Source organism: Pontibacter chinhatensis, from assembly GCF_900113285.1.
GTDB lineage: Bacteria > Bacteroidota > Bacteroidia > Cytophagales > Hymenobacteraceae > Pontibacter > Pontibacter chinhatensis.
Map to the genome: position 1 here is coordinate 92989 of NZ_FOOT01000007.1, position 26913 is coordinate 119901.

A 26913-nucleotide genomic window follows, 5' to 3' on the forward strand; every position below is an offset into this window, starting at 1 on the left:
CATGAGCAGATTAAACCGTTATCAACTGGCGTTTTTAAAATGGCGAAAGAAGCAGAGCAACAGCCGTGTGATGCCTTTTGTGTTGAGCGTGGTGGTCGGCTCTATTGTCGGGCTATCGGCCATCCTTATCAAGACCATCATTTTTTACTTTGAGCAGTACGCGGTATACTTTGCGCCCAAGCTGCTATACTTTCTGCTGCCGCTCATTGGCTTCCTGCTCGTAACGTTCATCAACCGGAACATCTTCCAGAAAACGGCCTACTTCGGCGGGGCGCGCCACGTGATTGACGCCATAGAGAACCACTCTTCCATTATCAAGCTGCGGCTGGTATACTCTAAGTTTGTCACCACGGGCCTGACCATTGGCTTTGGCGGGAGTTCCGGGGTGGAGGCGGCCATTATCTCGAGCGGGGCGGCGGTGGGCTCCAACGTGGGGCGTTTTCTGGGGCTGGGCTACCGGCTGCGTACCCTGCTTATCGGGTGTGGCGTGGCGGCGGGCATCTCGGCGGTGTATAACGCGCCCATGGGGGGCTTCATTTTTGCCCTCGAAACCATACTTCCGGAGTTTACGCCCACCTTGCTGATACCCTTGCTGGTGGCGGCGGCGGCCGGAAAGATCCTGTTCGAGTTCATCATGGGCGAGCACCTGCGCTTCCAGGTGCCCCTCACCGACTTTACCTACGAGCAGATTCCGCTTATCGTACTGCTGGGGGTGTTGGGCTACCTGATGTCCAATTACCTGCTCAAGACCTACAGCTACTGCGCCATGTACCTGTCGCGCATAAAGAATGCGTACATGCGGGCGCTGATAGGGGGCATTACGCTAGGCTGCATCATCTACCTGCTGCCGCCCATGTATGGCGAGGGGTACGTAAGTATAAATGCCCTGCTCAACAACGAGGAGCGCTCGCTCTTTGTCAACTCGCCGCTGGCGGTGCTGCCGAACACGGTCTGGTTCAACCTCTTCTTCTTCTCGCTGATAACGCTGGCAAAGCCCATCAGCACGGGTATCTGCGTTAACTCAGGCGGTGAGGGCGGGTACTTTGCCCCTTCTATTATCACAGGTGGCTTGCTGGGCTTCCTGTTTTACAAGGTGGCAGAACTGGTTTTTCCTTTCTATGAGCTCAACCAGGCCACGTACATCTTCCTGGGCATGGCCAGTGTGTTTGCCTGCATCATGAACGCCCCGGTGACAGCCATCTTCCTTGTGGCCGAGATCACGCAGAGCTACCAGTTGTTTGTGCCGCTGATGCTGGTGTGCGCGGTTTCCTATTTTCTGAAGTATTACATCGAGAACCTGAGCCGCAACGTGGTGCAACCCAAGGGCCAGAGTAAGGCGCTGCGCGTGGATCGCATCCTGTTAAACCAGTTGAACATCAAACAGCTGGTCGAAGATGGCGGAACGGCGGTGACGGAGGATGCCGCGTTCCGGGAGGTGGTGGAGAGCTTCGCCAAATCGAACAAGGGCGTGCTGCAGGTGCTCGATGAAAAAGGCATGCTCAAGGGCATCATCACCCTGAACGACTTCCGGCAGCGGCTCGGGGACACCTCTAATTACGACACCATACAGGCCCGCGATCTGATGCACCCACCGGAGGCTGTGGTGGAGATAGACGAGCCCGCCGCCGAGGTGCTCGATAAGTTCGATACCCACAAGCTGTGGTCGTTGCCGGTGGTGCGGAAAGGCAAGTTCAAGGGCTTCATTTCCAAGAGCCGCCTGCTGACGCAGTACCGCAAGGAGCTGACCAAGGTTAACAGGTTTTTCTGACGGATATTTTGGGGGGTGGCAGCACCTGGCCCTGCGGCTTAGGTAGCAGGCACCGGAGAGAAAAGCCGTTTTCTGCTATATAGAAACGGTTTTTTGCTGAAAAAAGCGGATTGCCATAACAATAGCAACGGATACTGCGTTTGAACTGGAATAATAACAATAACTCTAAATCAGAATATAAACTATGGATGCAAACGAGCTAAAAAGAAAAGCAGATTCGATGAACCCGCAGAAAGAAGAAGGTCCTGTAGCCGCAGCAATAGAAGAGTATACCGCCCGTATACCATCTGATATGTACCTATGGGCTGCCCTGGGTTCTATGGCAATTTCAGCCACGCTTAAAGTAATGAGAAAAGACGAAGAAGCACTGTTTGTAGGCCAGTGGGCCCCATCATTCCTGCTGCTGGGAGTGTATAACAAACTGGTAAAGCAACTTGGCAAAGACAAGTATACTTCTTAGGATTTATCACCATCAATACACAAAAAGAGGAAGCTAACTGCTTCCTCTTTTTGTGTATAGGGGCCTAGCTTTCGTCAGGCTCCCGCTGCCTTACCCGCTTATACTTTATGGCAATCTCCGATGGGGCGATGGCGCGCTTATGGTAGTCAGCATACGCCTTGGTCACCTCGGCACCCAGCATGAGGATGACAGCCGAGTAAAACACCCACAGCAACAGCACCACGAGCGAACCGGCTGTGGCATAGATGCCTGTAATCTTCACGTTCTCCAGTATCAGGTTAATCACCTCCTTGCCGAACAGGAAAAGCACAGAGGTGATAATGCCGCCAGAGAGCGCATTTTTCCAGCCTACCTGCGCATCTGGAAGCACTTTGTGTATAGCCGTGAAAAACATCAGCATCATCAGGATATTAAAGGCCGTGTTGATGGTGCGAATGGCAGGGCTCAGGTACTCCTCGAACAGATCCTGTAACTGCTCGCTGTAAATGCTCAGCACCATCTCCAGCAAAATACTGGTCATGAACAGGAAGCCGAGGCTGGCCACAACCAGCAGGGTGGGCACCCGGTGCTTTAGCAGGGTCAGGTAGTTTACCTGGTGCTTTACCCTTACCTGCCACACCGCGTTAAGCGCTTTCTGAACAATGAAAAAAATGATCGTGGCGCTCTTGATGATCACGGCCAGACCAATGACGATGCCCCAGAAGCTGACCGGAATATCCGTCAGGTTGGCCAGCACCTCGCTCACCTGTGTGGCCGCCTCCCGGCTTATCAGTTCCTCTATGTGCTTTACCAGTTTCTGCTGCACGGCAGCCTCCGTAAAAAAGAGAGAGCCGAAAAATGACAGGAAAATAAGTATGGCCGGTAACGAGAATATGGTGAAGAAGGCGATGGCGGCGCTATACACGATAGGCTCGCCTTGCTGAAAGTTCTTTTTGGATTCCTTAAGTATTTGCCAGCTTGTTTGCAGGAGCGTCTTCAATCGTTTTGCGTTTGGTAAGGACTCATTTAACGCGCAGGTGCCCGGCAGGTTCTCGCTTTGTGCGGCAAGTAAAAAGGAATTTGGAGGCAGGCGGTAAGGCGGGTTGCACGTTACAGTGCCCTATCGAAAAGCAGCCTTTTGGCAAGTATGGCAGGCGCCACTCCGGAACAATCCTGCCGGGAAACGTAACAGATAACAATGTTTGGTATTAACGATATTCCTAAATTCTTTCTGGCCTTCTTCCTCGTGCTCCCGGTTATCTCTTTTATCCACGAGGCAGGCCACGTGTTTTTCGCTTGGCTGATGGGGGGCAGAAACATCAAAGTAACCGTGGGCACCGGAGATGTGCTCTTTCGCCTGGGCATGCTGGAAGTGCGCAAATATTACTTCTGGTACGGCCTCTGCTCTTTCGACAACCTGCGGCGCAACCACCGTTTGGCGAATATCCTCATCTTTTTGGGAGGAGTGCTGTTTAACGCAGCATCGACGCTTGTTGCGATGTACCTGGTGGAGGAAGAGGTGGTGGAGCCCGGCATGCTGACATACCAGTTTACATACTTTTCGATGTACTACATTTTCTTTGCGCTGCTGCCCATGCCTTACCCCGATGGCACCTACAGCGACGGCAAAGTTATACTTGATTTGATCCGGAATAAGCCCGGCATCCGGGAAAGCATTTATCGCATTACGTGGGATAAGGAAAAGGAGCAGTGGCAGGTGCTGGATCACAGTAAAACGGTTGTGGAGAGTTTCAGGGAGGAGGAAGAGGCCCTGGCCAGAGCGCATGAGCTGGCACAACAAAATCGCCCGAGCCGCCTGATCAACACCAAGAGCGGCGAAGAGGTTGAAATATGCAACTACCCGCGGGTGCCGCTGTAAGGCTCCCGGCTTTTATACTTTGCCAGCTATCCGAACAGGTTAATTTCCCGCCTTACACATCTACCTGCACCATGCTCCGTAGGTATAGGCACCAAAACCACTACTGATTCTATGATTACAGCGATAGTTAGTTTTCTGGTGATGCTTAATCCTTTTGCCCTCTTCCTGTACCTCAAGCCTGTGATGAGCGACCTGTCGGATGAGGATTTCCGGTCTGTATTCATCAAAGCCAGCAGTATCTCCTTCGGCATTTACCTGGTGTTTCTGCTGCTCGGCGACCTGGTGTTTCAGAAAGTGTTCCGCATCGACTTTGAGTCTTTCCGGATATTTGGCGGCGTAGTGCTGTTCTCCTTTGCTTACATCTTCATTGTGCAGGGCAAGAAGGCCTTTATCCAGATAAAAGGCGACTTACACGACCTGGCCTCAGAAATCGCCCTGCCATTTATGGTGGGCGCAGGTACCATATCGCTCACGGTGCTGATGTCGGAGCAACTGGTGCTGTGGCAGGGGGTGGTTTCGCTGGTGATCATCATGCTGATAAACTTCGCCACGATTATGGGGCTTAAAAACATGCGCCGCGGTATGCGCTCCAAAAAGGTGCAGCTTGCCTTCGACAAGAACATGGAGCTGCTGCTGCGCATCAACGGCTTCTTCCTGGGCGCTATCGGCATCGACATGATCGTGACCGGCATACGAAACCTGGTCACCACCGAGATACTCTAGCAAGTTCCTGGTTGTCGTTACCCTCGGGGCTTTTTTATCACCTCGCCGGAGTATACCAGCCAGAGCGGAATGTGGATGTCTGTGTTATACATCTCGGTTGGCACGCTGCCCAGGCTAAGCGAGGGCAGCGGGTTGTTGCCCTTCAGGCCCAGCACCAGCAGATCGTGGTGCCCCTTCTCCAGGTGCAGCGTGATGCGCTCGGCTATGCTTTTGTTCGCGGCCCGCACTAAGGTATAGGGCACGCCGGCTATCTCCCGCTGGCGCTTCTGCAGGTCGGCAAACTTTGCCTTCACTATTTCCTCTGCTTTTTTGACAGCCTCGGCTTCTGAAATCAGCGGGAAAAACTGCGTTGGCAGCCGGTACACGTGCATGATCTCCAGCTGTAACCCTAACTGGTCCGAGAGTTCTTTGCTGAGCCGGAGCGCGTGCACCGAGGTATCCGAAAAGTCTATCGGCACCAGTACCTTCCTGACGTTGAAGCTGGCCGTTTCGGGAAACACGAGCACGCTGCACGGAAGGATACGCAGCAGTTTGGTGCCCAGGGCCCCGGTGCTTTTGTCGCTCATCTTCTTGCCCAGCAAGGTCAGGTTTATGCCGTAGCGCTTTACCAGGTCAGCAAGTATAACCTCGGTGTTGGGCTCCTCGCTTACCAGTATCTCATAATCGGCAGTGTTACCAAACTGCTCGGCTACGATATCGGAAATGTTGCCCTCCACCTCCTGGCTCAGGTCTATATCGCCGAGCATCTCCCGGAAATCGTCGGCGAGCTCGTAGAGGCGGATGTTGTGCACGAAGTATACTTTGCGCACCTGCAGCCGCTCACAAATGGAGCGGGAAAAGGCAACCAGTTTCTCGTCTATGTCGCTCAGGTCGAGGCAGACCATCATGGCATCTATCGTAATCATAATATGTCAGGGTTTGGTGGTGTAGGATTGTCTTTTCTGGCTTCCACTGTTCTGGCGGCGTCCTGCCTTTGGGCACGTTTGGCCAGCATTTCGGCTACCAACTGCTGGTAAGCTTTGCGCTGTTGGGTTCTGCCGAGTTTTGATTCTTCCTCGGCTTCCTCGTCCAGGCCCCGGTACAGGCTGTAGCACATGAGCAAAAGTATAATGGCAAACGGGAGGCCGGTAATAATAACAGCCGTTTGCAGGGCCTGCAGGCCGCCGCCAACCAGCAGCACTGCGGCCACCGCGCCGCCGGCCAGTGCCCAGAAAACGCGTATGCCAACCGAGGGGTTGGGGTTGCCGCCGGAGGTCAGGCTCACGACCACCAGCGAGCCGGAGTCGGAGGAGGTGACGAAAAAGCCGGCCACCAGCAGAATGCCAACCACCGAAAGTGCGGTGGAAAAGGGCAGCTGCTCAAAGAACACGAACAGGGCGGTGGAGATATCGGCTGCCACGGCATCGGCAATGGTTGTGTTGCCGGCCAGGGTTTCGTGCAGGGCGGTGCTGCCGAAGGCCGTCATCCACAGAAAGCAGAGGAGCGACGGAGCAATCAGTACGCCAAGTACAAACTCTTTTATCGTTCTCCCCTTGGATACCCGCGCAATAAAGATGCCCACAAACGGAGCCCAGGAAATCCACCAGGCCCAGTAAAACACCGTCCAGCCGCCTTGCCAGTTGCGGGTAGAGTAGGCCTCGTTCCAGAACGAGAGCTGCATGAAGTTACCGATGTAGGAACCGGTGTTCTGCACGTAAGAGCCAAGTATAAAAACTGTAGGCCCCAGTACCAGCACGGCCACCAGTATAAACAGGGCCACCCGGATGTTCCATTCGCTCAGGATGCGTACGCCCTTGTCTACGCCGGTTACCACGGAGATGGTGGCAATACCCGTGATGACGATGATAAGGATAATCTGGGTGGTGATATTGTTAGCAATGGCAGGGAATACATGGCTCAGGCCGGCCGCCACCTGCTGTACACCAAAGCCAAGCGAGGTTGCCAACCCAAAAAGCGTTGCAATCACGGCCAGAATATCGATCACGTGCCCCACCACACCGTGGATGCGTTCCCCCAGGAACGGGTAAAAGGCAGAACGCACTGTTAGCGGCAGTTGCCGGTTATAGGTGAAAAAAGCCAGCGCCAGTGCCACGAGCGCGTAAATAGCCCAGGCATGCAAGCCCCAGTGCAGGAACGTGAAGTTCATGGCCTGCCGCGCGGCGGCGGGTGTACCCGGCTCTCCGAGCGGCGGTGTCTGGAAGTGGTTGATTGGCTCAGCAATACTCCAGAAAAGCAGGCCGATGCCCATGCCGGCGCTGAACAGCATGGCAAACCAGGCCGAGGTGCTGAACTCTGGCTTCGCGTCCTTGCCGCCCAGCCTTATCTTGCCAAAGCGGCTAAAGGCCACAAAGAAGCAGAAGGCAACGAACAGGTTCACGCAAAGTATAAACAGCCAGCCCATGTTGGAGGTCACGGCTGCCTGCGTGTCACTAAAAAACGCCTCGGCATCCTCCCTGAAAATCAGTACCAGGGTAATGCTTACTACCAGGAACACGATGGATGACCAGAACACGGGGCCGTTTACCTCCATCCCCATTGTCTTTTTTACATCACTCTTTATTTTATTCATGCATGCTGTTTTTAACTATTAGAAATAGTACCCCATGTTAATATTGAAGCGCATGTGCCACTTGGTATCGCCTGGCGTGCCGGCGGCAAGGGCGTTCGTCCACTCAGGGCCTAACCAGGGTTGGTTGTAGCCAAAGGCGGCATCGGTGTAGATGTACATCGGGCCGGCCGTAAACAGCGCGCCCAGCACGTTCATGTGGGCATTTTCGTAGCCGCTCACGCGCTTGTTGTAGTAGCCATAGTTGTTGTAGATGTCGATGCCCTGCAGCAGCTTGGTATCAATGGGTATGTGGTAAGCGACCCCGGCCGTGTATACTTCGCCTTTGTTGGCTACATTGTAGTTGGCTCCGTACGCGCCCATCTCTACGTAGTCCAGGTCGTTGTTTGTGGCATAATTGGGGTTAAAGCGATAGAGCATGGCCTGCAGCTTCACGTTCCAGGGGCTGTGGGCTGTCTTGTACTCGTAGTGTATGGCGCCTGCGTAACGGGTGCCATTGCGCTCGGTGTCGAGGTTGTAAAGCAGGCCGCCCTGCAGCGAGAAGCCCACCTCATGTGCCAGGCTGTCGCCCAGCCGCCGGATCACCTTAAAGTCAAGCTGGTTGTTTTCTTTGTTGCGGCCGGTTACGTCGTAGGAATATCGGTTCGGGCTGGGGTCGGTTAAAGCGAAGACGAACTCCTCGGCGCTTTTATAGTAGGCTGCCTGCCACTGCCAGCGGCCCGCGTCATGGATATACTTTACGCCCATGTCATGGTCATCCTCAAAGCCTATGTAGTAGGTAAGGTTGAAAAACCAGTTGTTGGAATTGTACTGCTGGATGCCAAAGGGCACCTGGTTCAGCCCCACCTGTAGCTGTGATTGCTCCGAAAAGTCGTACTGGAACCAGGCCTGCTTTAGAAAGGAACCGCCGAAGGCCTGTGAGTAGTGGCGGAACTCGGCATTCAGCTTGATGCCCCTATACTCGGCCTCAGCGTTGATGCGGAACATGTCAAACCCGAAATCGCCGCCACGGTCCAGTTGATCTTCTTTCCAGGTAGAGAGGTTATAGTTAAAGCGCACCGCGCCGCCCAGTTTCAGGTATGGCTTCTCCTCAGGCTTCTCCTCCGGGTACTGCGCCAGGCAGGCGGTGTGTAGCAGCAGGAAGAGGGGCAGGCATATAAGTATCCGTTGTGGTAAAGTTACTTGCAAAGGCACCTCAGTTAGTATTGTGTACAACTATACTTATGACGGTGCGAGGTAGTAAAAGTTGCTTTGGGTGAAGAACGGAGGGGTAGGAGGCAGCAAAAGTTATACTTTGGCACAGGTAAGAAGCTGGAGGCGCTGGCACGGCTAAGGCCCTGGTACAGATGCCTTAACCACCGGTACAGCGTTATCTGCCTCTCGAAAGGCTACCTTCACGCAATATGCGCAGTCTACGGGGCAGCCCGTGTTATATTCTGCCGGAGGAAGCGTAAGTACTATAGTATGATGTATAGGAAATATGTAAAACAAACATACTGATATAAACTATGGAAACAACCGCAGTACACGTAGGAGGTGAAATCAGGGCTGCCAACGAAAAGTTTATGCAAGCCTTTGCCGAGGGCAACGCTGCTGAACTGGCCAATTTGTATACGGATGAGGGAATGCTGCTGCCCGCCGGCATGGAGGCGCTTAGTGGCAAGCTGGCCGTGCAGGAGTTTTGGCAGGGTGCCATGAACATGGGCATAAAAAGCGTAAAGCTGGAAACGGTGGAAGTACAGCCTTGCGAGAACACAGCTATCGAGATGGGGAACTATACCTTGAGCGGCGAGGGAGGCTCTCTGGTAGACAAGGGCAAGTACATCGTCATCTGGCACAGGCAGGATGGCGATTGGAAACTGCACAAAGACATCTGGAACACCAACCTGAGCGCTACCTGAAGTATAAAGTATAAAGGCGCTGTAAACTTTATACTTGCAGGACCTTTATACTTTAGTGGCAGAGGAAGTATAAATAGCCAAATCGACTCAAAAATTAGCCTAACTTGTAGCGTGTAAGTGTATTGCAGAAAATATGGGAACCGCCGAAAGCTCAGGAGTTAGTGCGAAAGAAGTCTTAAGGAATGATTTTGTGGTGGTGCGCTACGCCGAGGCTGACTCGCTGCTGCTGATTGATTGGAACAGACAAATAGAGCCCGAGGAACGCCAGGCTGCTTTCCTGTGGTGTATCCAGTTTTCAGTGGATGAACAGGTAAAAAACTGGCTGATTAACGACGAGGAAATTTTCATCATCACCTCCGAAGAAAGGGAATGGGTAAGCCATACTTTCACACGCCTGGCTGCTGAAGCGGGCATCCGCAAAGTAGCGGTGTTTGTGCCCGAGGATTTTTATAGCGGCCTGCAGACCCTAACGGATTTTACGCAGGACGCCCAGGAAATTTACAGGCAGTTCGGTGTAACGGAGCACGAGGTGTTTACGGATTACAGCATGGCTCTGATCTGGCTCAGATCCTCTACTGAAGTATAAGAAAGCGGTTCTATCAAAGAAAAAGGCCCTGCAAACAGCACGCTTGCAGGGCCTTTGTTTTAACTGCGCGGCAAAGTATAAACCAGGCCCGCGCAGGTGTTTTACTTTTTAGACTGAGGGCCCGGTACCGGGAAGCCGCGGTCACGCATCAGCGCGTCGATTTTGGCGTCGCGGCCACGGAACAGGCGGTAAGCCTCTGCCGGGTCCATCGCGTTGCGTGGAGCGAACAGGTATTTCACCAGCTTGTCAGCCACTTGCTTGTCGTAGAACCCGCCTGGTGCTTCGGCAAAAGCCTCAGAGGCATCCGAAGTCAGCACGTCCGCCCACAGGTAGCCGTAGTAACCCGTAGCATAGCCCTCGCCAGAGAACACGTGCGTGAAGTGCGGGGTGCGGTGGCGCATCACGATCTCCTTCGGCATGTTCAGCTTGGTCAGCGTCTCGCGCTCAAACTTGTCCGGGTCCAGGTTAGTAGGGTCGGCCAGGTGCAGGTGCATGTCCATCAGGGCAGAGGCCAGGAACTCTGTCGTAGCGAAGCCTTGGTTAAAGGTAGCGGCCTTCTCAATTTTGGCCACCAGCTCTTTCGGCATCGGCTCACCGGTCTTATAGTGCTTCAGGAACTGGTTGATCACGCGGTCAGTAGACAGCCAGCGCTCCAGCAACTGCGACTGGAACTCAGTGTAGTCACGTACGCCGCTGTTCAGGGTCGGATACTTCACGTTAGACGCCAGGAAGTGCAGCGCGTGGCCAAACTCGTGGAAGAACGTCTCCGCATCGTCCCAGGATACCAGCACCGGCTCGCCCGGGGCAGGCTTCACAAAGTTGGAGTTGTTCGAGGAAAGAACCGTTTTCTTGCCGTCAAACGTGGTGTGGGCGCGGTAGGTCGTAGCCCATGCACCGGAGCGCTTGCCCTGGCGCGCGAACGGATCGAGGTACCACAGGCCGATGTGCTCACCGGTTGTCTTGTCGGTCACTTCCCATACTTTCACATCCTCATGGAACACCGGCACAGAGCCCTCCGGCACTGGCGTGAAGTTGAAGTTGAACAGCTCGCCGGCCGTGTAGAAGATTGCCTGCGTCAGGTTGCCCAGCTCCAGGTACTGCTTCACCTCATCGGAGTTCAGGTCATACTTGGCCTGGCGTACTTTCTCGGCGTAGTAGCGGTAGTCCCAAGGCTCGATCGTGATCTTGCTTTTGCTTGTTTTGTTGGCGATGGCCTGCATGTCGGCCACCTCTTCCTTGGCTCTGGCAGTGGCTGCAGGCCACACGGCCAGCATCAGGTCCATGGCCGCCTGTGGGGTTTTGGCCATGCGGTTTTGCAGGCGCCACTCGGCAAAGTTATCATAGCCCATCAGCTGCACGCGCTCACGGCGCAGTTGCAGAATCCTGGTGATGTTCGCGTTGTTGTCGTTGGCATCGCCGTTATCGCCTCTTGAGTAGTAGTTCTTCCATACTTTCTCGCGCAGGGCACGCTGGTCAGAGTAGGTCAGGAACTGGTCCATGCTGGAGCGGGTGTTGGTGATGGCATACTTGCCTTCCTGGCCGTTATCGGCAGCAGCTTTGGCTGCGGCTTTCACAAACGACTCTGGCAGGCCGCTCAGCTGGTCTTTGGTGATGTAGACGATATACTTCTCCTCATCGGCCAGCACGTTGTTCGAGAACTTGGTGTACAGCGAGGAAAGCTCTTTGTTGATGGCGGCATAACGCTCCTTTTTCTCCGGGCTCAGGTCAGCGCCTTCCATGGCAAAGCCCTCGTAAACGAGCTGCACCACGCGCTGCTGGTCAGCCGGAAGCGGGTTTTTCTGGGCGTTGTCATACACCGTTTTGATGCGCTGGAACAGCTTCTCGTTCTGGGAGATCTTGGAGTTGAACTCAGAGATCTTCGGAGCCATCTCAGCCTGTACTTTCCGGAACTCCGGCGTGGACACGTTGCTGCTCCAGATGCCGTAGTAGGTGAACACGCGGCCCAGTTCCTCCCCGGCTCTTTCCATCTCCTCGATGGTGTTCTCGAAGGTAGCAGGCTGTGGGTTGTTGGCAATTGCTTCAATCTCAGCCAGGTTCAGGGCCATAGCCTTCTCCATGGCAGGCTTCAGGTCGGCCAGGTTCATCTTATCAAATGCCGGCACGCCACCGTATGGGCCTGTCCATTCTTTCAGAAGCGGGTTGGTTTCTTCCTGCTTTTGCTCCACGGCCGCCTGTGTCTGCTGCGACTGCTCCTGCGTCTGCACCGAAGTACAGTTGGTCAGGGCCAGTACAGCCATCAGACTACCGGCTGTTATGATTTTCTTTTGCATAGGTAGTTTGGGTGAAATTTATACTTTAGGGATTTAACTGTTAAATTTTGAATAATCGGCAGCACAAGTTACTAAAAATGTCTCAGGAGTCTTTCCCATCCCCGATAGAAATAAACTTATACTTTAAAAGTATGCGGCTGATGTTTGGTAATATGCTGTAAAAAGTCTTACTTGAGCCGGATAACTATGATACAGCACAGCAACTTCTATTACTATTATTATAGCATAAGCCTCTCCCGGGACTTAGGCATGGGTTGCTGTTGACTTTCATCTGACACCGAAACCTTCTTTGAGTCCTGGCCCTGCCGGGACTTTTTTGTTTATCCCCACTGTACACCGAAACACAGCAGAAACATGAAAATTGTAACAATCATCGGGCTTGGCCTGATAGGCGGCTCCGCAGCCCGCGACCTGCGCTGCGAAGGCTTTGCTTCCAATATCATCGGGGTGGATCAAAACCCGTACCATGCCAGCACCGCCCTGGAACTGGGGCTGGTGGATGAGGTGCTGCCGCTGGAGGAGGCGCTGGGTAAATCGGATGTGGTGGTGCTGGCTGTACCGGTCAATGCCATTTCCGCACTGCTCACAACCGTGCTGGACCAGCTGCCTGCGCAGGCTACACTGATTGACTTTGGCTCTACCAAGGGCGTGCTTTGCGAGCAGGTGCGAAACCACCCCAAGCGCGGGCAGTACGTGGCCGCCCATCCGATTGCGGGCACCGAGAACTCCGGCCCTTCCGCGGCGCTGGAGCATTTATACCTGGGTAAAACCAACATTGTCTGTGAGCGGGAGGCCTCGTCGGAGGGGGCGCTGGCCACAGCTATGGCACTTTTCGGGGCGCTGGGGCTGCAAACAGTTTTCATGGATGCCGAAACGCACGACAAGCACCTGGCTTACATCTCGCATTTGTCGCACGTGAGCTCCTTTGTGCTGAGCATGACGGTGCTGGACGTGGAGAAGGCCGAGAAAGATATCTTTGGCCTGGCCGGCAGCGGTTTTGCCTCCACCGTACGCCTTGCCAAAAGCTCTCCGGCCATGTGGGCACCTATTTTTGAGCAGAACAGCGCTTTCCTGGGGCAGGCCATAGAAGAGTACATCTCGATTCTGAAGCGCTTCCAGCAGCACCTGCAAAACGGCGAAACAGACAAGCTGTACGAAATGATGGAGCACGCGAACAAAATCAGGCCGGTGCTGGAAGGCAAAAGCAAAACGCCCGCCTCCTGACACATGGCCAAAGGTTCATGTATTGCCTGAGGATGAGGCTGGTACGATCTCTGCCTACAACTATACTAAATTCTGTAAACTTACGTAGAATGAATTGTACCATCAGCTTCGACCACCATGCACACGACAATTTTCAGATTTGAGGAGGGCAGTCCGTTTGTAGATGCCAGGCGCCCGGTGCGCAACGAGATACACGACAGGCTGCTGTGGCAGGCCATCCGGCTGGCTAAATCGGGCAAAAACGTGCTGAAAGACGGACTTATCATCTATACTCCCATACCTGCCTATCTGCAAGGGCCCACCACCCTGGAGGTTTACTGGGATTTTGAAAGCCCCGAAGAGTATGATGCACTGCCGCGCGCAGCCTCGTAGGAACGCTGTAACAAAGGCCGTACATCTAATCCTTTTTTCTGAACCTCAACGTATACTAGCACATGAACCTCAACCTATTCAACACCCACACCCTGGCAGGAAGACTGGAGATCATCTGGGCGCACGGGAACTTTATCGCCAACCGTGGCAGGAGAGGCTACCGCATCGAGTTGTACGACCTTGGCAATTTCTTTGCGGAGATCTGGTATAACCCCGAAAACAACTATATCAGCCTGGTGCGCGGCTTTATCAGCAAGCGGGCACTGGAGCCTTACATCCAGCAGGTAGACCTGATGGAGATGTTCGACTGGTAGCATATTTTCCTAATTTATACTTTGCACAGCATCCCCTGCTGGTGTAGTGCTATCCTTTTGCAGTTCCTGCAGCCTTCCCCATTCCTAACTTTAGCAGCTGTTGCTGCGTATAATCCCGCCTGATCAGGGAAAAACGCACATGTTTTCTTAACTTGCAGGTACATGTGTACTTATACCACCAACAGCCATTAGATGAACATCATAAGGAACCTCAAGATCAGGGACAAGCTCATCCTTTTACTTTCACTGCTGCTTCTTCCGCTTATTTACCTTATTTTTTCTATTGTTTCCGTTGAACTGGAGGAAAGCGCCGCTCTGGAACAGGAGATGGTGCAACTGCAGGAGTCTGAGAAGATTTCCAGCTACCTGCATCGCATGCAGGCCGAGCGCGCCCGCATACTGGGCGCTGTATCCGGCGATACCACCATGCTGCTGCAAGCCAAAAACTACCGGCTTCAGACGGATGCCGCCGAGCGGGAGCTGACAAACTTCTTGCAGGGCTCGGGCCGCACCTTGCCGGAAATGGCAGACATAAGCGAGCTGAAAAAGTACCGGACGCAGCTGGACCAGCAGAAGCTTGATGTACAGGATTACCGCGACTTCTCCGCCGGCGTGATTTTTAGCTTGCTCAACCGCCTGGAGGATAACGCCACCGGCTCGGGCAATGCCGTGCTGGCACGCCAGCTCGAAACCTTCCGCCAGTTGGTGGAGGCGAAGATACAACTTGGCAGGGCCCGAAGCTTAATGGCCAATGCCATTAACACAGGCACCTTCACCTACCAGGAGTATGCCAACATCCGCTCCCAGATAACGGCTTACGACAGAGCCCTGAGCAACTTCAGCCGCCAGGCTGGTACGCAGGCCATGGATGATGTGGAGAAGGTGCTCACCTCGGATAGCTACCAGGAAGTATCGGCCATACTGCAGGCCATTGAGGCGAGCCCGCAATTGGATCTGAACGCCTTCGACTCGAACAAAACCTTCTCCCTGTTCACAAAAAGTATAGAAGACCTGCGGGATGCTGAAAGTGGCCTGATTGAACGGATCCGGGCAGACATAGACAGCCGCATTTCTGCCAAGCAACAAATGGTAAGCGTGCTTATACTTGTCTTTGTCCTGATTGCGGCACTTACCACTGCACTCTCCATTTACATCATCAACCTTATCTCTGCCTCGCTGGCAAAGCTGAAGGTAGCTGCCGATCGCATCAAATTGGGCGCGGTAGATGTGGAGATTGACGTGGAAAGCCGGGATGAGATTGGCAGCGTGGCCTCTTCCTTTAAGGGGGTGCTGAACAAGACGGTGAACCTCTCGGAGGTGGCGCAGGCTATCGGCGAGGGACGCTACGATGTGGAGGTGCAGGCGCAGAGCGAGGAGGACGTGCTGAGCCATGCCATCCATAATATGAAAATCAACCTGCAGCGCTTCACCACAGAGAGCTCCAGCCGCAACTTTATACTTACCGGGGTATCGGAGCTGAACAGCCGCCTGAGCGGGGAGGCCGCACTGAACACCGTTTCTGAGAAGGCCATCTCCTTCATCAGCGACTACACAGGCTCTGAGGCGGGCGTACTGTACCTGCACCACAACGACGGCAAGCTTACGCCTGCTGCCTGTTACGGCGTGCCGCAGGACTGCTCCAGTCTGCCAGCCTTTGAGATTGGGCAAGGAAAAGTAGGGCAGGCCGTGCAGCAGCGCCAGGTAAAGTTGCTGGAAAATGTTGCCGTTGAGCACCTCAGAATCAAATCCGGATTGGCCGAGATGCATCCTGCCTCGGTGATCATCGTGCCGCTATACTTTGCCGATACCCTTATCGGGGCACTGGAGCTTGCCTCCCGGAACCCGTATGCAGAGCTGCAGCAGCAGTTTTTAGCCGCCATTTCGGAGCGGGTGGCCGTTCTGATTTATACTTTAAGACAGCATCTGCAAACGCAGGAGCTCCTGTACGAAACCCAAAACCAGGCCGAGGAACTGGAGACGCAGCAGGAAGAGTTACGCCAACTGAACGCCGAACTGAAGGCCTCGGAAGAGGAGCTGCGCGTGAACCAGGAGGAGCTGCAGGAGAAAAACGCCGAGCTGGAGGAGAAGGCGCAGCTGCTGGAAGAGCAATACGAGGCGCTCGGCGCTAAGAACAAGGCCCTGGAGGACGCCCGCGCCGCCATTGAGCTGAAGATGCAGCAGGTGGAGCAGGTGAGCAAGTATAAGAGCGACTTCCTGGCCAACATGAGCCACGAGCTGCGCACCCCGCTCAACAGTATACTTATACTTTCCAGGCTGCTGGCTGATAACATGGAAAACACGCTGTCCAAGAAGCAGATAGACCATGCCCAGATCATCCACAAATCGGGCAACGACCTGCTCCGGCTCATCAACGACATCCTGGACTTATCTAAAATAGAGTCGGGTAAGGTGAAGCTCGATACCGAAGAGGTCAAGCTGCGCGATATTTCCATGGTGCCGCTGTTCCGTGAGGTAGCCGCCAAAAAGAAAATCCGCTTTACGGAGCATATTGAACCGGGCAGCTCCGAAAGCATCGTTACCGACCGCTTCCGGTTAGAGCAGATTCTGCGCAACTTCATCGGCAATGCCCTCAAGTTTACCGACGAAGGGGGAGAGGTAACGTACTCCGTCTCACCGGTAGCAGACAGGCGCAAGTTCCGCTCCGAGCACCTGCGTAACCATAGCGACATCCTGGCCTTCTCGGTGCGAGATACGGGCATTGGCATCCCTGCGGACAAGCAGGAAATCGTGTTTGAGGCCTTCCAGCAGGCGGACACCTCTACTACCCGCAAGTATGGCGGCACTGGCCTGGGGCTCACCATCAGCAAGGAACTGGCCACGATTTTAGGCGGCGAGCTGATGCTGGAAAGTGAGCCGGGCAAGGGCAGCACCTTTACGTTATACTTGCCGCGGGTGCCGCAGCAGGTTAATGGCAGAAAGCCAGAGCCAGCCCCTGTGGTCATGCCGGTTGCACATACGTCTGTAGCCACCACGGTGCAGGAAACCACCCAGGAGAAGAGCCAGGGTGTGGGTCAAATCCTGCTGGACTTGGAGCGCCAGGACAAGCAGGACATCAAGGTGCTTATTGTAGAGGATGACAGAGGCTTCAGCGATATTCTGGCAGATTTTGCCAAGGCCAAGAACTTTGAAGTATACCAGGCTCATACCGGAAGGGAAGGCCTGAAAATGGCGCTGGAGAAGAAGCCTGATGCCATGCTGCTCGACATTCAGCTGCCGGACATGAGCGGGTGGGATGTATTAAAGCAGGTGCGCGAAACAAAGGAGCTGCGCCACCTGAACGTGCACGTGATGTCGGCCTACGACAGGGAAGTGCTGGGCGAGCACGCCGAGAACGAGGAGTACCTGCCCAAGCCTGTTACGCTCGAGATGCTGAACAAGGCCTTCAGCTCCATTGTGCAAAACTCCGGAGATAAGATAGAGAACATCCTTATTGTGGAGGACAACGAGATAGAGAACAGGGCGGTGGCCGAGCTGCTGCTGGCGCATGGGCTGAAGTCTACCTCCGCTTACTCGGCTGAGGAGGCAGAGCAGGTGCTGGCCAAGCAGAAAGTAGACTGCATTATCCTGGACCTGAACCTGCCGGGCATGAAAGGCTACGACTGGATGAAGAAAGTCAAGTCGCAGAACGGGTTGGCCGATATTCCGATCATCATCTACTCGGGTAAAGACCTGAGCAAGGAGGAAGAGGCGCAGCTGAAGAAGTTCGCCAACACAATCATCATCAAAAACGAGTACTCTTACCTGCGCCTGCTCGATGAGGTGCAGCTGTTCCTGCACAAGGTGAACCAGAAGCTGCCGCACGGCCGGGAGTTTAAGATGAAGCTGCATGTGCCGGAGGAGGTGCTGCGCGGCAAGAAGGTGCTGGTGGTGGACGACGACGTGCGCAACATTTACTCGCTGAGCAGCCTGCTGGAACTGCATGGCATGGAGGTGGAGGCCGCCTATGATGGCCGCGAGGCGCTGGAGAAGCTAAACGCCGAGCCAGATATGGACCTGGTGCTGATGGACATCATGATGCCGGAGATGGACGGTATAGAAGCCACAAAACGAATTCGGGCAATCTCTCGTTTTAAGCAACTCCCGATTATCGCCCTCACAGCAAAGGCCATGAAAGAAGACAGAGAGAAATGCATAGAAGCGGGTGCTTCTGACTATATACCAAAGCCAGTAGATACAGATAAGTTACTGACCTTAATGCGGGTTTGGTTGTATGAAGCTTGAGTATGAAAAGCTCTTCGAGCAGGAGGTAGAGGCGCTGATTGAGGAGATTCACACCCAGTACGGGTACGACTTTAGCGGGTATGCCCGGGCCTCGGTTTACCGCAGGATAAAGCGTTTTCTGGGGCAGAAGCACTTGCAAAGCGTGGATGCGCTGCGCGAGAAACTGTTCTCCGACAGCTTTTTCTTTGAGAATTTTCTGCAGGAGGTAACCGTGAACGTGACGGAGATGTTCCGTGACCCCACATTTTTCCTGTCGTTGCGCGAGAACGTGCTGCCCATCCTGAGCACTTACCCTTTCATTAAGATTTGGGATGCCGGTTGCTCTACAGGGGAGGAGCTTTTCTCGCTGGCCATACTTTTAGAGGAGGAGGGATTGCTGGGGCGCACCAAGATCTACGCCACCGATATTAACCAGAAGGTGCTGATGCAGGCCAAGGAGGGGATCTTTTCGGCCTCTAACATGGCGGCCTATACATCGGCCTACTATGCAGCCGGGGGCAAGCGCGAGTTCTCCAGCTACTACACCAGCAACTATGGCAGTGTTAAGTTCAGCTCGCAACTGGTGAAAAACGTGGTCTTTTATCCGCACAACCTGGCTACAGACAGCTCCTTCAACGAGTTTCACCTGATTATTTGCCGCAATGTGCTGATATACTTTAACCGCCAGCTACAGGACCGCGTGCTGCGCCTCTTCGACGAGAGCCTCGTAAGCCTGGGATACCTGGGGCTGGGCAAAAAAGAGACCCTGATCATGTCAAGCATCAGCGGCAACTACGTAGCCGTGGATAAGAATAACCGCATATACCGCAAAACAAACTGATGGAGCCCAGGTTAAAGTTGGTGGCTATCGGAGGGTCCTGGGGCGGAATCAAGGCTTCCCTTTCTATTCTGGAAGGCTTGCCCGCCGATTACAGCATTCCTATTCTGCTGGTGCTGCACCGTTTGCGCAACCAGGAAGGAAACCTGCAGGAGCTGCTCGACAAAAAGCTGCGGCTGCGGGTGTTGGAGGTGGAGGACAAAGAGCCCTTACTTCCGGGACACGTATACCTGGCGCCCTCCAATTACCACGTACTTATTGAGCGGGACCATACGTGCTCGCTCGACGACTCGGAGCTGGAGAACTACTCACGCCCTGCCATTGACGTCACTTTTACGAGTGCGGCCGACGTTTTTGCTGAAAATACGGTCGGTGTGCTCCTTAGTGGCGCCAGCAAGGATGGAAGTTCAGGATTAAGCTATATCTTTGACAATGGAGGTATTGCCATAGCTCAAGACCCTGCCGAAGCCGAAGTGGCCGTTATGCCACAGGCGGCCATTGACAGGGTACCTGGCTGTAAAGTAATGAATGTAGCGCGCATAAAGGAGTTTTTGCTTTCCTTACATGAACACTGAGCACGATTTAAAACCGTTGATGATGCACACCAACCTGCATCCGGTGAAGGTTCTGCTGGTAGACGACAAGCCTGAAAACCTTGTCAGCCTGGAGAGTCTGCTTTCGGACGAGGATGACCGTATCACCTACCTGTTTGCAAACTCCGGCGAGGAGGCACTGAAGATAGCCCTGCAGGAAGAGCTGGCGCTCATCATGCTGGATGTGCAGATGCCCGGCATGAACGGCTACGAGGTGGCTCGTTACCTTCGCAATATTTCCCGCACCCGCGATATTCCGATTATCTTCGTTACCGCCATCTCTGAGCAGGAGGCACACGTGATAGAGGGCTTTGAGGCAGGTGCCGTTGATTTTCTCTTCAAGCCGCTGCACCCCTTTATTACCAAGGCGAAGGTAGAGGCCTTTGTGCGTTTTTACGTGCAGAAGAAAGAGCTGGAGCGCGCCAACATAGAAGCCCAGAGCCTTAACCAACTGCTGGAGGAGCGGGTAGAGGAACGCACGCGCGAGCTCATCAAAGTAAATAAAGACCTTGATAACTTTGTTTACACCGCCTCCCACGACCTGAAGGCCCCAATCAATAACATCGAGGGGCTGATGGTTGCCCTTCAGGAGACGCTTGAGGAAAAACAGCTGGGCCTGGATCAGGTAATGCCTATCATGGATATGGTGAACGATGCCATCGGCCGGTTTAAGAGCACATTGCTGGATTTAACGGAAGTAGCCAAGCTACAGCACCAGGATACAGTGGCGGCGCCTGAAACCGTAAATTTCAAAGAGTTGCTGGAGGATGTGAAAGCCCACATCAAAGATCTTATCAAGCGCTACGACGCTACCGTGGTGGATGACTTCTCGGACGCGCCGGAAATGGTGTTCTCCCGGAAAAACCTGCGCAGCATACTCTACAACCTCGTTTCCAACGCCATCAAGTATAGCTCGCTGGACCGCAGGCCCGAGATTAGGATCACGACCTCCGTGGCAGGGGAGTATACGCTGCTTTCGGTGCGCGACAACGGGCTAGGCCTTCGCAAGCAGGACCAGGAAAAGGTGTTTGGCATGTTCAAGCGCCTGCACTCCCATGTGGAGGGCACCGGGGTCGGGCTGGCCATTGTAAAAAGAATCGTGGAAAACTGCGACGGCAAAATTGAGCTTGAAAGTGAATTAGGGACCGGTACCGAGTTTAAGCTCTACCTCAAGTAAAGCGCTTTTAGTCTGATATCTTCTTTGTTGCGTTCTTGCAGGGGAGGCGGTTTTGCGCCTGCCTTTTCTCCTCGTTTGTAGCCGGGAAAGTATACCCAACTCACACATTCTAACTCAGGTCGATATACCCTGCAACCCTGCCTCCCCAATCCGGAAAAACCCAAGCCGAACTTAACGGCTGCTGCAAGTATAACTCCGTAAAAATTAAGGCAGCCAGCAACTCATAAGTATACTTCATTCATACTACCTCAACCCATGGAACAACCAACCCGCGATAAGCAAGCTATTCAGCACCTTTATAATACCATTCTTCCAGCCCTGGCAGAGCAAATCCACCAGAGCATCCTGCCCATACTTCCTTTGTTCGATAGCTTCGGGCTGGAGCGGGTGATCGACACCTGGACCAAAGACCCGGCATCTGACGCCGACGAGGTGATAAGCGTGGAGAAGGGCAACGTGCAGCAACTGGGCCTGAAGCTGCGCCTGGAGGGGTTCCAGAAGCCCGGCGTAGAAACCTTTGATCTGACCAAAGACGTACTCTTTAAACTGGAATACAGCAGCTATACCGTGGGCCCGGACAAGAACACCTCCTGGCTCGAGAAACCGTACCTGCAGCGCTGGGATACACAAGAATATAAAGACATAGCCAGCAGGTGGAGCGAAGAACTGATAGACGACCTGACACAGCGCCTTGAAAAACTAACCTGATTTATACCATGCCACAAGCCGCCGCAGCCAAAGGAATTACCTGGTTATACGTGATACTTTTGCCGCTTTGCCTGGGCATTCATACTTCGTGCCAGGGCCAGCAGCAGCAACAGCAGGTAACCGGGGAGTATACCTACCAAAAACCAAGCAGCGGGGGCACGGGCAAAGTATACATGGGCCGTGAAATTGCCGCCATGATCAGTCCGGCAGGAGGAGCGTGGCTGGCACGCGAGACCAGGGAGGAAGAGGATCATGCTCAGCAGGCCATCGAAAGTATGGAGCTCCGGCCTAACAGCGTGGTAGCCGACATCGGGGCTGGCGTGGGCTTTTATACCTTGCAAATTGCGCCCAAAGTACCCAAGGGCAAAGTATACGCCGTGGAGGTGCAGGATGCCTTTGTGAAAACCCTGCAGGAGCGCAAGCAGGAGCTGGGCCTGACGAACATGGAGGTAGTGAAAGGCGGCACCAAAACCACCAACCTTGCCGCCAACTCCCTGGATCTTGCCTTTATGGTGGATGTGTACCACGAACTGGAATACCCCCGCGAGGTGCTGCAGGACATCTACCGGGCACTGAAGCCCGATGGCATACTTTTGCTACTGGAGTACCGCGCCGAAGACCCCGACCTGAACGTGAAGGAGCTGCACAAGATGAGCGCCGCCCAGGTGAAAAAGGAGCTGGAAGCCAACGGGTTTATACTTTACCGGAAGGAAGATTTCCTGCCAAGGCAACATTTCATCATGTTCCGCAAAGCTGCAAAATAAAGCCTGTACTTCTGCAGACTCATTCTATCCTCAGCCTCCTGATGCATAGGATAATAAAATATTTAAATTTTTAATTTACTGTTAATCAGTAGGTTGCTGGTTGCAGTAGAATGCCTGCACCTGTTGTGGCATACAACTTGTAATTATACCATCATCGTTACGTTGCAAATTATAAACCTTAAAGCACGTATTATGAAAAAGGTAAATTACATTTTCAGTCTGGTCTTTATAGTATCGATCTTACTGAGTTCGGCAGCTGAGGCGCAGGAAAGAAAGAAAATTAGCCCGCAGGCAAAGGGCGCTGTGATTGGAGCAGCCACCGGTGCTACGGCTGGTGCGATTATTCATAAGCGGAACCGCGTAGTGGGCGGTGTGGTAGGTGGCGTAGTAGGTGGTGGCACCGGATACGTTATCGGTAAGAGCATCGACAACAAGCGGAAAGCTGAGGAGGCAGAGAGAGCCGCCGAGGCAGAGCGCATTGCCGCAGCCAACCGTGCCGCAGAGGCCAGAAATACCAGAACGGTAGCATCCAGGTCTACTGCCCCAGTTAGCAAGCCTGCACCGGCCAAAGCAACCGCCGAGCCGGTAAAACACGCGCTGGTAGCCCAGAACATGGCCCCATACACCGAATATAACGTGATGGAGGATCCAATCATCAGCATGGGCTTCCTGCCAAACCCGGACTTCGGCAACCCATCCAAGCCATACTATACTTCTGAGGTAAGAAGGAAGAGCTGGTAAGTATAAACGGTTTTCTGCGGCAGGTATTACGCCTGCTGCGGAAGCCATACTTACCCATGTTATACTTTAACAACAGACCTATGAAACGTTATGCATATATCCTGTTCTTTGCCGTATTCTTTGCCGCGTGTTCGCCGGCCGAGGAGAAGGTAGACATTCGAAGCCTGAACCAGGAGTTTATTGGCGCCTGGAACAGCAACGACCCCGAGAAGGTAATCTCTTACCTGGACGATGAAGTACAGTTCCTGCAGGGCGAGGTTCACTTTATGGGTAAAACCGAGGTAGCCAACAAATGGGTAAAAGACACCTACAGCACCATCACCGATCTGAAAACCAACGTGGTCAGTTCCGGCGTGGACGGCGAGATAGCCTACGAAGCGGGTACGTTCTCGGTGGATGTGCTGCCTACCAACCAGGACCAATTGCGCGGCATTGGGGAAGGTAACTTTATACTTCTCTGGAAGAAAAATAAAGAAGGCGAGTGGAAACTAAGCTACGCCCAATTGGAAGGCCTGCCTGTGCAGGTGAAGAATAACTAAACTTTAAACGCATTACCCGGTTCAGTATACTAGTACAAAGTATAATTTCCCGAAGCCACGCAGGTGCAGCCTGCGTGGCTTTTCTTTTTGGGGGCCTCGGTTTTGCGCTTAACCTACCCCTCCCCTGAAAACAGGGGTGGGAGCTTTGCATTTACCGGGTCCAACCACCCCTGGCCCCTCCTTAGCCAAGGAGGGGAGTCTGTAATTGCCACTTCCAAAGTATAAGTTTCATAGCTACTGACCCCGCGCGGACAGGGCGCGACTTGACCCTACAAAGTATAAACCCACCCCACTTGCTGGCGCGGGTTTGCAACCCGTGCCTTGTTATAAGGTCGGATTTGTAATCCGACTGGGCCGCAGGCCCAACTAACTATATCGCAACATGCGTTTAGAAGTATAGCACAGCACGCTATCTTTGCCCCATGAACTCCGTTAAGCTGAACGCCTACTGCCGCCTCTACGCTTTCTCCGATTACCAGAGCATGAAGTCGGCGCTGCCGTATATGCGGCGGGTGATGCTGGCCAAACCCCTGGCTGAGGTAGAGGAGGTCGAGGCGCGGAGGTTTGTAAGCAGGTCGGGCGGGGGCGGCTACACCAATTACCTGCAGCCCCTAGGCATCAGGCGAACGGTAAGCTCCGGTATAAACTCGCTGATTACGGCCCTGCAGCTGCTCTACAAAAGCAATGGTTTCTCGGCGAGGTATATTGTGATTGAGCGGGGATAAGGCCGCAGCCATACTTCTAAAACAAACGAGGCTGCCCGGTTCTCCCGGACAGCCTCGCAAAGTATAGAATCGGATTTACTGGCTTTAGGCCTGCTTTACCAGCTGTATCTCGCCTTGTAGTTTCAGTTCTTCGCCCAGCATCACGCCACCTGTCTCCAGGGCTGCGTTGTAGTTAATGCCCCAGTCTTTGCGGTTAATCTTGCCGCTGATAGAGAAACCGGCCTTCACATTGCCCCAAGGGTCGGTAGCGATGCCGTTGTGCTCTACAGAAAGCTTCACCGGCTTGGTGGTTTCCTTTATCGTCAAGTCGCCGTAGAGGTTGAAGGTCTCGTCATCCACGCGCTCCACCTTTGTAGACACGAACTTCATGTTCGGGTGCAGGTCGGTTGCAAAGAAATCGGCGTTGCGCAGGTGCTCGTCGCGCTGCTCGTTGCTGGTATCAATAGAGGCAGGGTTGATGTTTGCCACCACTTTTGCGTTTGTAAAGTCGTCTCCTTCCGTCTCGGCTTCCGCTTCAAACTCAGTGAACTTGCCGGTAACGTTAGAGATCATCAGGTGCTTAATTTTAAAACCAAGCTCGCTGTGGGTTGGGTCCAGAGACCATTTTGTAGTTGCCATTCTTATTCGTACTTAATTGTTTTAATTATTAAAATCTAATAGTGTTCTGTTTTCTAACACTGTTAGGTGTAAAGACAAAAAAATTAGGATTTCATACCGGTTACAAAGCCGCGGATAAAATCCTGCAGCACTAACTGGTTCAGGTCGCTTTTGTCTTCGCCGCTTCCCATCATGTTTATGGAGACCAGGCCGTGCAGCATGGACCAGAACGTATGTAATTTCAGAAAAGGATCCGTATTTGGTTGCTTTCCAGCGGCAATAAGCTCCTTTACCGGTTGCAGGATCAAATCGCTGAAGGTGCTCAGCTCGCTGATCTGGTTCACAGTTTCGCAGGAGGGGATGCCCAGGCCATACATCACCTGGTAATAGGCCACGTTGTCGAAGGCGAATTTCCAATAGGCATAAGCCATGGCCTCAATCTGCTTTTCAGGGGTGTTAGCCTGGTTCTTTGCCTTTATTAGTTCCTGGTTCAGTTGCTGGAAACCCTGCTTGGTCAGTTCCAGCAGGATAGCCTCCTTGTTGGCAAAGTGGTCGTAGATAACGGGAACGCTGTACTCAATCGCCTCGGCAATTTTACGGATAGAAAGCGCCTGCCAGCCATCCTGCACAACCAGTTGCCAGGCTGCCTCAAGTATGGAGGCTCTCACCTCTTCCTTATGCCGTTTCTTTCGCTCTGCGATTCCCATTATAATTACCTCTGTTATTTTACCTAACAGTGTTAGCAAAGGTAGAGGTTCATTCTTATAAAACAAAAATTTATGCGGGCCAGTTATAGCTGCCAGAGCAAAACAAACGAGGCTGCCCGGTTTTCCCGGACAGCCTCGCAAAGTATAAACTCAGTTGCTTCGCCCTGCCTTACGCTACCTTTTCGGCGGGGCGCTTGAACAGTTTTTTACCCAGGTTTAGCACCAAGGCAATTACTGCGCCCAGCAAAATGCCTCCCAACGCCAGCACTACCACCTTCACCAGCCAGGCCAGCGCTGGCACACCGGACAGGGCATGCTCCAGAGACTCCAGCGGGTGGTGCAGAAACGGCAGCCCGTGCGCGATGATCTCGGCCCCTACCCACAGCATGGCCGCGGTGCCAACATAGCCCAGTATAGTCAGGAACTTCGGCATGGATTTCACGATGCTGCGTCCAATCTTTTGAGTAGTGGGGTGGAATTTATCCTGGGCCATGTGCACGCCAATGTCGTCGGCTTTCACAATTAGGGCCACAAATCCGTACACGGCAATGGTGATAAAGATGGCCACTGTAATTAGCACCACAATCTGGTTCATCAGCGGGCTGTTGGCCACGGTAGCGTAGGCAATGGCCATAATCTCCGCCGAAAGTATAAAATCGGTCCGCACGGCACTCCCTACCCGCTCTTTCTCCAGCTCCTGAGGGGTAATCGTTTCCATTTCCTCGGTTGGGGCATCGGTGGGCTCGTGGGTTTTGCTGAACATAGAGTGGACCTTTTCGTAGCCCTCGTAGCAAAGGAAGGCACCGCCCAGCATGAGCAGGTACGGTATCACCGCCGGTGCAAAATAGCCCAGCACCAGGGCAGCCGGCCCCAGAAAGATCGCCTTGTTTATGAGCGATTTTTTGGCGATTTGATAGATGATGGAGAGCTCGCGCTTGGGGTCGAGGCCCACCACATACTTGGGCGTCACGGCTGTGTCATCAATCACGATGCCCGAGACCTTGCCTGTCGTTTTCGCCACCTGCGTCGGTACGTCGTCGAGGCTTGCTGCGCTTACTTTCACCAGCGCCGCCACATCATCCAATAAAGCGAGAAGACCTGTCGCCATTATCTGTTTCTTAGTTTAAAGTATAACCTAGCGCGTGCTGCCATTTTGTACGGAAGTATAGTGACAGCACAATGTTTCACGATCCTAAATTAAGCGAAAGAAGCAGGATCGCAATCAAGACTTCTTCTTACG

Annotated in this window: 25 protein-coding genes and 1 pseudogene; 18 read left to right on the plus strand and 8 right to left on the minus strand. The window is 53.5% G+C overall.

Annotated features, from left to right (window positions below):
- The first annotated feature begins 1 nt into the window (after position 1).
- Entirely contained in the window at positions 2-1768 is a 1767-nt protein-coding gene (locus tag BM040_RS18035) for a chloride channel protein (RefSeq protein WP_092104493.1), read from the plus strand.
- Between the two features lie 184 nt (positions 1769-1952).
- A complete protein-coding gene (locus BM040_RS18040) occupies positions 1953-2228 on the plus strand; it encodes a hypothetical protein (RefSeq protein WP_092104495.1) in 276 nt (91 codons plus the stop codon).
- A gap of 64 nt (positions 2229-2292) precedes the next feature.
- On the opposite strand, the gene BM040_RS18045 is transcribed toward BM040_RS18040, so the two are convergent.
- Positions 2293-3207: a YihY/virulence factor BrkB family protein gene (locus tag BM040_RS18045; protein WP_175491119.1), complete on the minus strand. Its 915-nt coding sequence runs from the start codon at positions 3205-3207 to the stop codon at positions 2293-2295.
- 198 nt (positions 3208-3405) lie between these two features.
- Between BM040_RS18045 and BM040_RS18050 the strand changes: the two genes are divergently transcribed.
- Together BM040_RS18050 and BM040_RS18055 are read left to right on the plus strand one after the other, a co-directional pair.
- Positions 3406-4086, plus strand: a complete 681-nt coding sequence (locus tag BM040_RS18050; protein WP_092104499.1) for a site-2 protease family protein — start codon at positions 3406-3408, stop codon at positions 4084-4086.
- A 111-nt stretch (positions 4087-4197) separates the two neighbouring features.
- Entirely contained in the window at positions 4198-4809 is a 612-nt protein-coding gene (locus BM040_RS18055) for a MarC family protein (RefSeq protein WP_092104501.1), read from the plus strand.
- A gap of 17 nt (positions 4810-4826) precedes the next feature.
- On the opposite strand, the gene BM040_RS18060 is transcribed toward BM040_RS18055, so the two are convergent.
- Genes BM040_RS18060 through BM040_RS18070 form a run of 3 tightly spaced genes read right to left on the minus strand, consistent with a single transcriptional unit; the run spans position 4827 to position 8563 of the window.
- A complete protein-coding gene (locus BM040_RS18060) occupies positions 4827-5714 on the minus strand; it encodes a universal stress protein (RefSeq protein WP_092104503.1) in 888 nt (295 codons plus the stop codon).
- A complete protein-coding gene (locus BM040_RS18065; RefSeq protein ID WP_092104505.1) occupies positions 5711-7378 on the minus strand; it encodes a BCCT family transporter in 1668 nt (555 codons plus the stop codon). Before BM040_RS18065 ends, BM040_RS18060 begins: the two co-directional genes overlap by 4 nt.
- Positions 7379-7396: 18 nt before the next feature.
- Positions 7397-8563, minus strand: coding sequence for a hypothetical protein (locus BM040_RS18070; protein ID WP_245756291.1), 1167 nt, complete (start codon positions 8561-8563; stop codon positions 7397-7399).
- 320 nt (positions 8564-8883) lie between these two features.
- Between BM040_RS18070 and BM040_RS18075 the strand changes: the two genes are divergently transcribed.
- Positions 8884-9276, plus strand: coding sequence for a YybH family protein (locus BM040_RS18075; RefSeq protein ID WP_092104507.1), 393 nt, complete (start codon positions 8884-8886; stop codon positions 9274-9276).
- A 133-nt stretch (positions 9277-9409) separates the two neighbouring features.
- Positions 9410-9862, plus strand: a complete 453-nt coding sequence (locus BM040_RS18080; RefSeq protein WP_139217847.1) for a hypothetical protein — start codon at positions 9410-9412, stop codon at positions 9860-9862.
- 101 nt (positions 9863-9963) lie between these two features.
- Here the strand turns inward: BM040_RS18080 and BM040_RS18085 are convergent, their stop codons facing one another.
- Positions 9964-12153 (minus strand): M3 family metallopeptidase, encoded by a 2190-nt coding sequence (locus BM040_RS18085; protein ID WP_217646796.1) that lies wholly within the window; start codon positions 12151-12153, stop codon positions 9964-9966.
- Between the two features lie 351 nt (positions 12154-12504).
- Here BM040_RS18085 and BM040_RS18090 point away from each other — a divergent pair.
- The 12 genes and pseudogenes from BM040_RS18090 to BM040_RS18145 form a co-directional block, all read left to right on the plus strand.
- A pseudogene (locus BM040_RS18090) lies at positions 12505-13377 on the plus strand (prephenate dehydrogenase); the annotation flags it as partial.
- A gap of 117 nt (positions 13378-13494) precedes the next feature.
- On the plus strand, positions 13495-13749 hold the full coding sequence (locus BM040_RS18095) for a hypothetical protein (RefSeq protein WP_092104513.1): 255 nt from the start codon (positions 13495-13497) through the stop codon (positions 13747-13749).
- 62 nt (positions 13750-13811) lie between these two features.
- Positions 13812-14063 carry a hypothetical protein gene (locus BM040_RS18100; protein ID WP_092104515.1) on the plus strand — a complete coding sequence of 84 codons (252 nt, stop codon included), beginning with the start codon at positions 13812-13814 and terminating at the stop codon, positions 14061-14063.
- 192 nt (positions 14064-14255) lie between these two features.
- Positions 14256-18305, plus strand: a complete 4050-nt coding sequence (locus tag BM040_RS18105) for a response regulator (RefSeq protein WP_092104517.1) — start codon at positions 14256-14258, stop codon at positions 18303-18305.
- Positions 18295-19125, plus strand: a complete 831-nt coding sequence (locus BM040_RS18110) for a CheR family methyltransferase (RefSeq protein WP_092104519.1) — start codon at positions 18295-18297, stop codon at positions 19123-19125. The genes BM040_RS18105 and BM040_RS18110 overlap by 11 nt, the downstream gene beginning before the upstream one ends.
- The gene (locus BM040_RS18115; protein WP_092104521.1) at positions 19125-19697 is read left to right on the plus strand and encodes a chemotaxis protein CheB; all 573 of its coding nucleotides are present in this window, start codon (positions 19125-19127) and stop codon (positions 19695-19697) included. Before BM040_RS18110 ends, BM040_RS18115 begins: the two co-directional genes overlap by 1 nt.
- Positions 19687-20892, plus strand: a complete 1206-nt coding sequence (locus BM040_RS18120) for a sensor histidine kinase (protein WP_092104523.1) — start codon at positions 19687-19689, stop codon at positions 20890-20892. Before BM040_RS18115 ends, BM040_RS18120 begins: the two co-directional genes overlap by 11 nt.
- 255 nt (positions 20893-21147) lie before the next feature.
- Positions 21148-21600: a hypothetical protein gene (locus tag BM040_RS18125; RefSeq protein ID WP_092104525.1), complete on the plus strand. Its 453-nt coding sequence runs from the start codon at positions 21148-21150 to the stop codon at positions 21598-21600.
- An 8-nt stretch (positions 21601-21608) separates the two neighbouring features.
- Positions 21609-22364 (plus strand): class I SAM-dependent methyltransferase, encoded by a 756-nt coding sequence (locus BM040_RS18130; RefSeq protein ID WP_092104527.1) that lies wholly within the window; start codon positions 21609-21611, stop codon positions 22362-22364.
- 192 nt (positions 22365-22556) lie between these two features.
- Positions 22557-23105: a glycine zipper domain-containing protein gene (locus BM040_RS18135; RefSeq protein WP_092104529.1), complete on the plus strand. Its 549-nt coding sequence runs from the start codon at positions 22557-22559 to the stop codon at positions 23103-23105.
- 80 nt (positions 23106-23185) lie between these two features.
- Entirely contained in the window at positions 23186-23644 is a 459-nt protein-coding gene (locus BM040_RS18140) for a YybH family protein (RefSeq protein WP_092104531.1), read from the plus strand.
- Between the two features lie 422 nt (positions 23645-24066).
- The gene (locus BM040_RS18145; protein WP_092104533.1) at positions 24067-24369 is read left to right on the plus strand and encodes a hypothetical protein; all 303 of its coding nucleotides are present in this window, start codon (positions 24067-24069) and stop codon (positions 24367-24369) included.
- Between the two features lie 84 nt (positions 24370-24453).
- On the opposite strand, the gene BM040_RS18150 is transcribed toward BM040_RS18145, so the two are convergent.
- The 3 genes from BM040_RS18150 to BM040_RS18160 all read right to left on the minus strand — a co-directional run bounded on the left by BM040_RS18150 (position 24454) and on the right by BM040_RS18160 (position 26781).
- A complete protein-coding gene (locus BM040_RS18150) occupies positions 24454-24987 on the minus strand; it encodes a YceI family protein (RefSeq protein WP_092104535.1) in 534 nt (177 codons plus the stop codon).
- Positions 24988-25070: 83 nt separating this feature from the next.
- On the minus strand, positions 25071-25673 hold the full coding sequence (locus tag BM040_RS18155) for a TetR/AcrR family transcriptional regulator (protein WP_092104537.1): 603 nt from the start codon (positions 25671-25673) through the stop codon (positions 25071-25073).
- 169 nt (positions 25674-25842) lie between these two features.
- Entirely contained in the window at positions 25843-26781 is a 939-nt protein-coding gene (locus BM040_RS18160) for a DUF808 domain-containing protein (RefSeq protein WP_092104539.1), read from the minus strand.
- Between the last annotated feature and the right edge of the window lie 132 nt (positions 26782-26913).

What these genes read in the sequence shown, in the direction of transcription:
- BM040_RS18035 (WP_092104493.1), top strand. Translation starts at nt 2, where the DNA reads ATGAGCAGATTAAACCGTTATCAACTGGCGTTTTTAAAATGGCGAAAG.
- BM040_RS18040 (WP_092104495.1), top strand. Translation starts at nt 1,953, where the DNA reads ATGGATGCAAACGAGCTAAAAAGAAAAGCAGATTCGATGAACCCGCAG.
- BM040_RS18050 (WP_092104499.1), top strand. Translation starts at nt 3,406, where the DNA reads ATGTTTGGTATTAACGATATTCCTAAATTCTTTCTGGCCTTCTTCCTC.
- BM040_RS18055 (WP_092104501.1), top strand. Translation starts at nt 4,198, where the DNA reads ATGATTACAGCGATAGTTAGTTTTCTGGTGATGCTTAATCCTTTTGCC.
- BM040_RS18060 (WP_092104503.1), bottom strand. Translation starts at nt 5,714, where the DNA reads ATGATTACGATAGATGCCATGATGGTCTGCCTCGACCTGAGCGACATA.
- BM040_RS18065 (WP_092104505.1), bottom strand. Translation starts at nt 7,378, where the DNA reads ATGAATAAAATAAAGAGTGATGTAAAAAAGACAATGGGGATGGAGGTA.
- BM040_RS18075 (WP_092104507.1), top strand. Translation starts at nt 8,884, where the DNA reads ATGGAAACAACCGCAGTACACGTAGGAGGTGAAATCAGGGCTGCCAAC.
- BM040_RS18080 (WP_139217847.1), top strand. Translation starts at nt 9,410, where the DNA reads ATGGGAACCGCCGAAAGCTCAGGAGTTAGTGCGAAAGAAGTCTTAAGG.
- BM040_RS18085 (WP_217646796.1), bottom strand. Translation starts at nt 12,153, where the DNA reads ATGCAAAAGAAAATCATAACAGCCGGTAGTCTGATGGCTGTACTGGCC.
- BM040_RS18095 (WP_092104513.1), top strand. Translation starts at nt 13,495, where the DNA reads ATGCACACGACAATTTTCAGATTTGAGGAGGGCAGTCCGTTTGTAGAT.
- BM040_RS18100 (WP_092104515.1), top strand. Translation starts at nt 13,812, where the DNA reads ATGAACCTCAACCTATTCAACACCCACACCCTGGCAGGAAGACTGGAG.
- BM040_RS18105 (WP_092104517.1), top strand. Translation starts at nt 14,256, where the DNA reads ATGAACATCATAAGGAACCTCAAGATCAGGGACAAGCTCATCCTTTTA.
- BM040_RS18110 (WP_092104519.1), top strand. Translation starts at nt 18,295, where the DNA reads ATGAAGCTTGAGTATGAAAAGCTCTTCGAGCAGGAGGTAGAGGCGCTG.
- BM040_RS18115 (WP_092104521.1), top strand. Translation starts at nt 19,125, where the DNA reads ATGGAGCCCAGGTTAAAGTTGGTGGCTATCGGAGGGTCCTGGGGCGGA.
- BM040_RS18120 (WP_092104523.1), top strand. Translation starts at nt 19,687, where the DNA reads ATGAACACTGAGCACGATTTAAAACCGTTGATGATGCACACCAACCTG.
- BM040_RS18125 (WP_092104525.1), top strand. Translation starts at nt 21,148, where the DNA reads ATGGAACAACCAACCCGCGATAAGCAAGCTATTCAGCACCTTTATAAT.
- BM040_RS18130 (WP_092104527.1), top strand. Translation starts at nt 21,609, where the DNA reads ATGCCACAAGCCGCCGCAGCCAAAGGAATTACCTGGTTATACGTGATA.
- BM040_RS18135 (WP_092104529.1), top strand. Translation starts at nt 22,557, where the DNA reads ATGAAAAAGGTAAATTACATTTTCAGTCTGGTCTTTATAGTATCGATC.
- BM040_RS18140 (WP_092104531.1), top strand. Translation starts at nt 23,186, where the DNA reads ATGAAACGTTATGCATATATCCTGTTCTTTGCCGTATTCTTTGCCGCG.
- BM040_RS18145 (WP_092104533.1), top strand. Translation starts at nt 24,067, where the DNA reads ATGAACTCCGTTAAGCTGAACGCCTACTGCCGCCTCTACGCTTTCTCC.
- BM040_RS18150 (WP_092104535.1), bottom strand. Translation starts at nt 24,987, where the DNA reads ATGGCAACTACAAAATGGTCTCTGGACCCAACCCACAGCGAGCTTGGT.
- BM040_RS18155 (WP_092104537.1), bottom strand. Translation starts at nt 25,673, where the DNA reads ATGGGAATCGCAGAGCGAAAGAAACGGCATAAGGAAGAGGTGAGAGCC.
- BM040_RS18160 (WP_092104539.1), bottom strand. Translation starts at nt 26,781, where the DNA reads ATGGCGACAGGTCTTCTCGCTTTATTGGATGATGTGGCGGCGCTGGTG.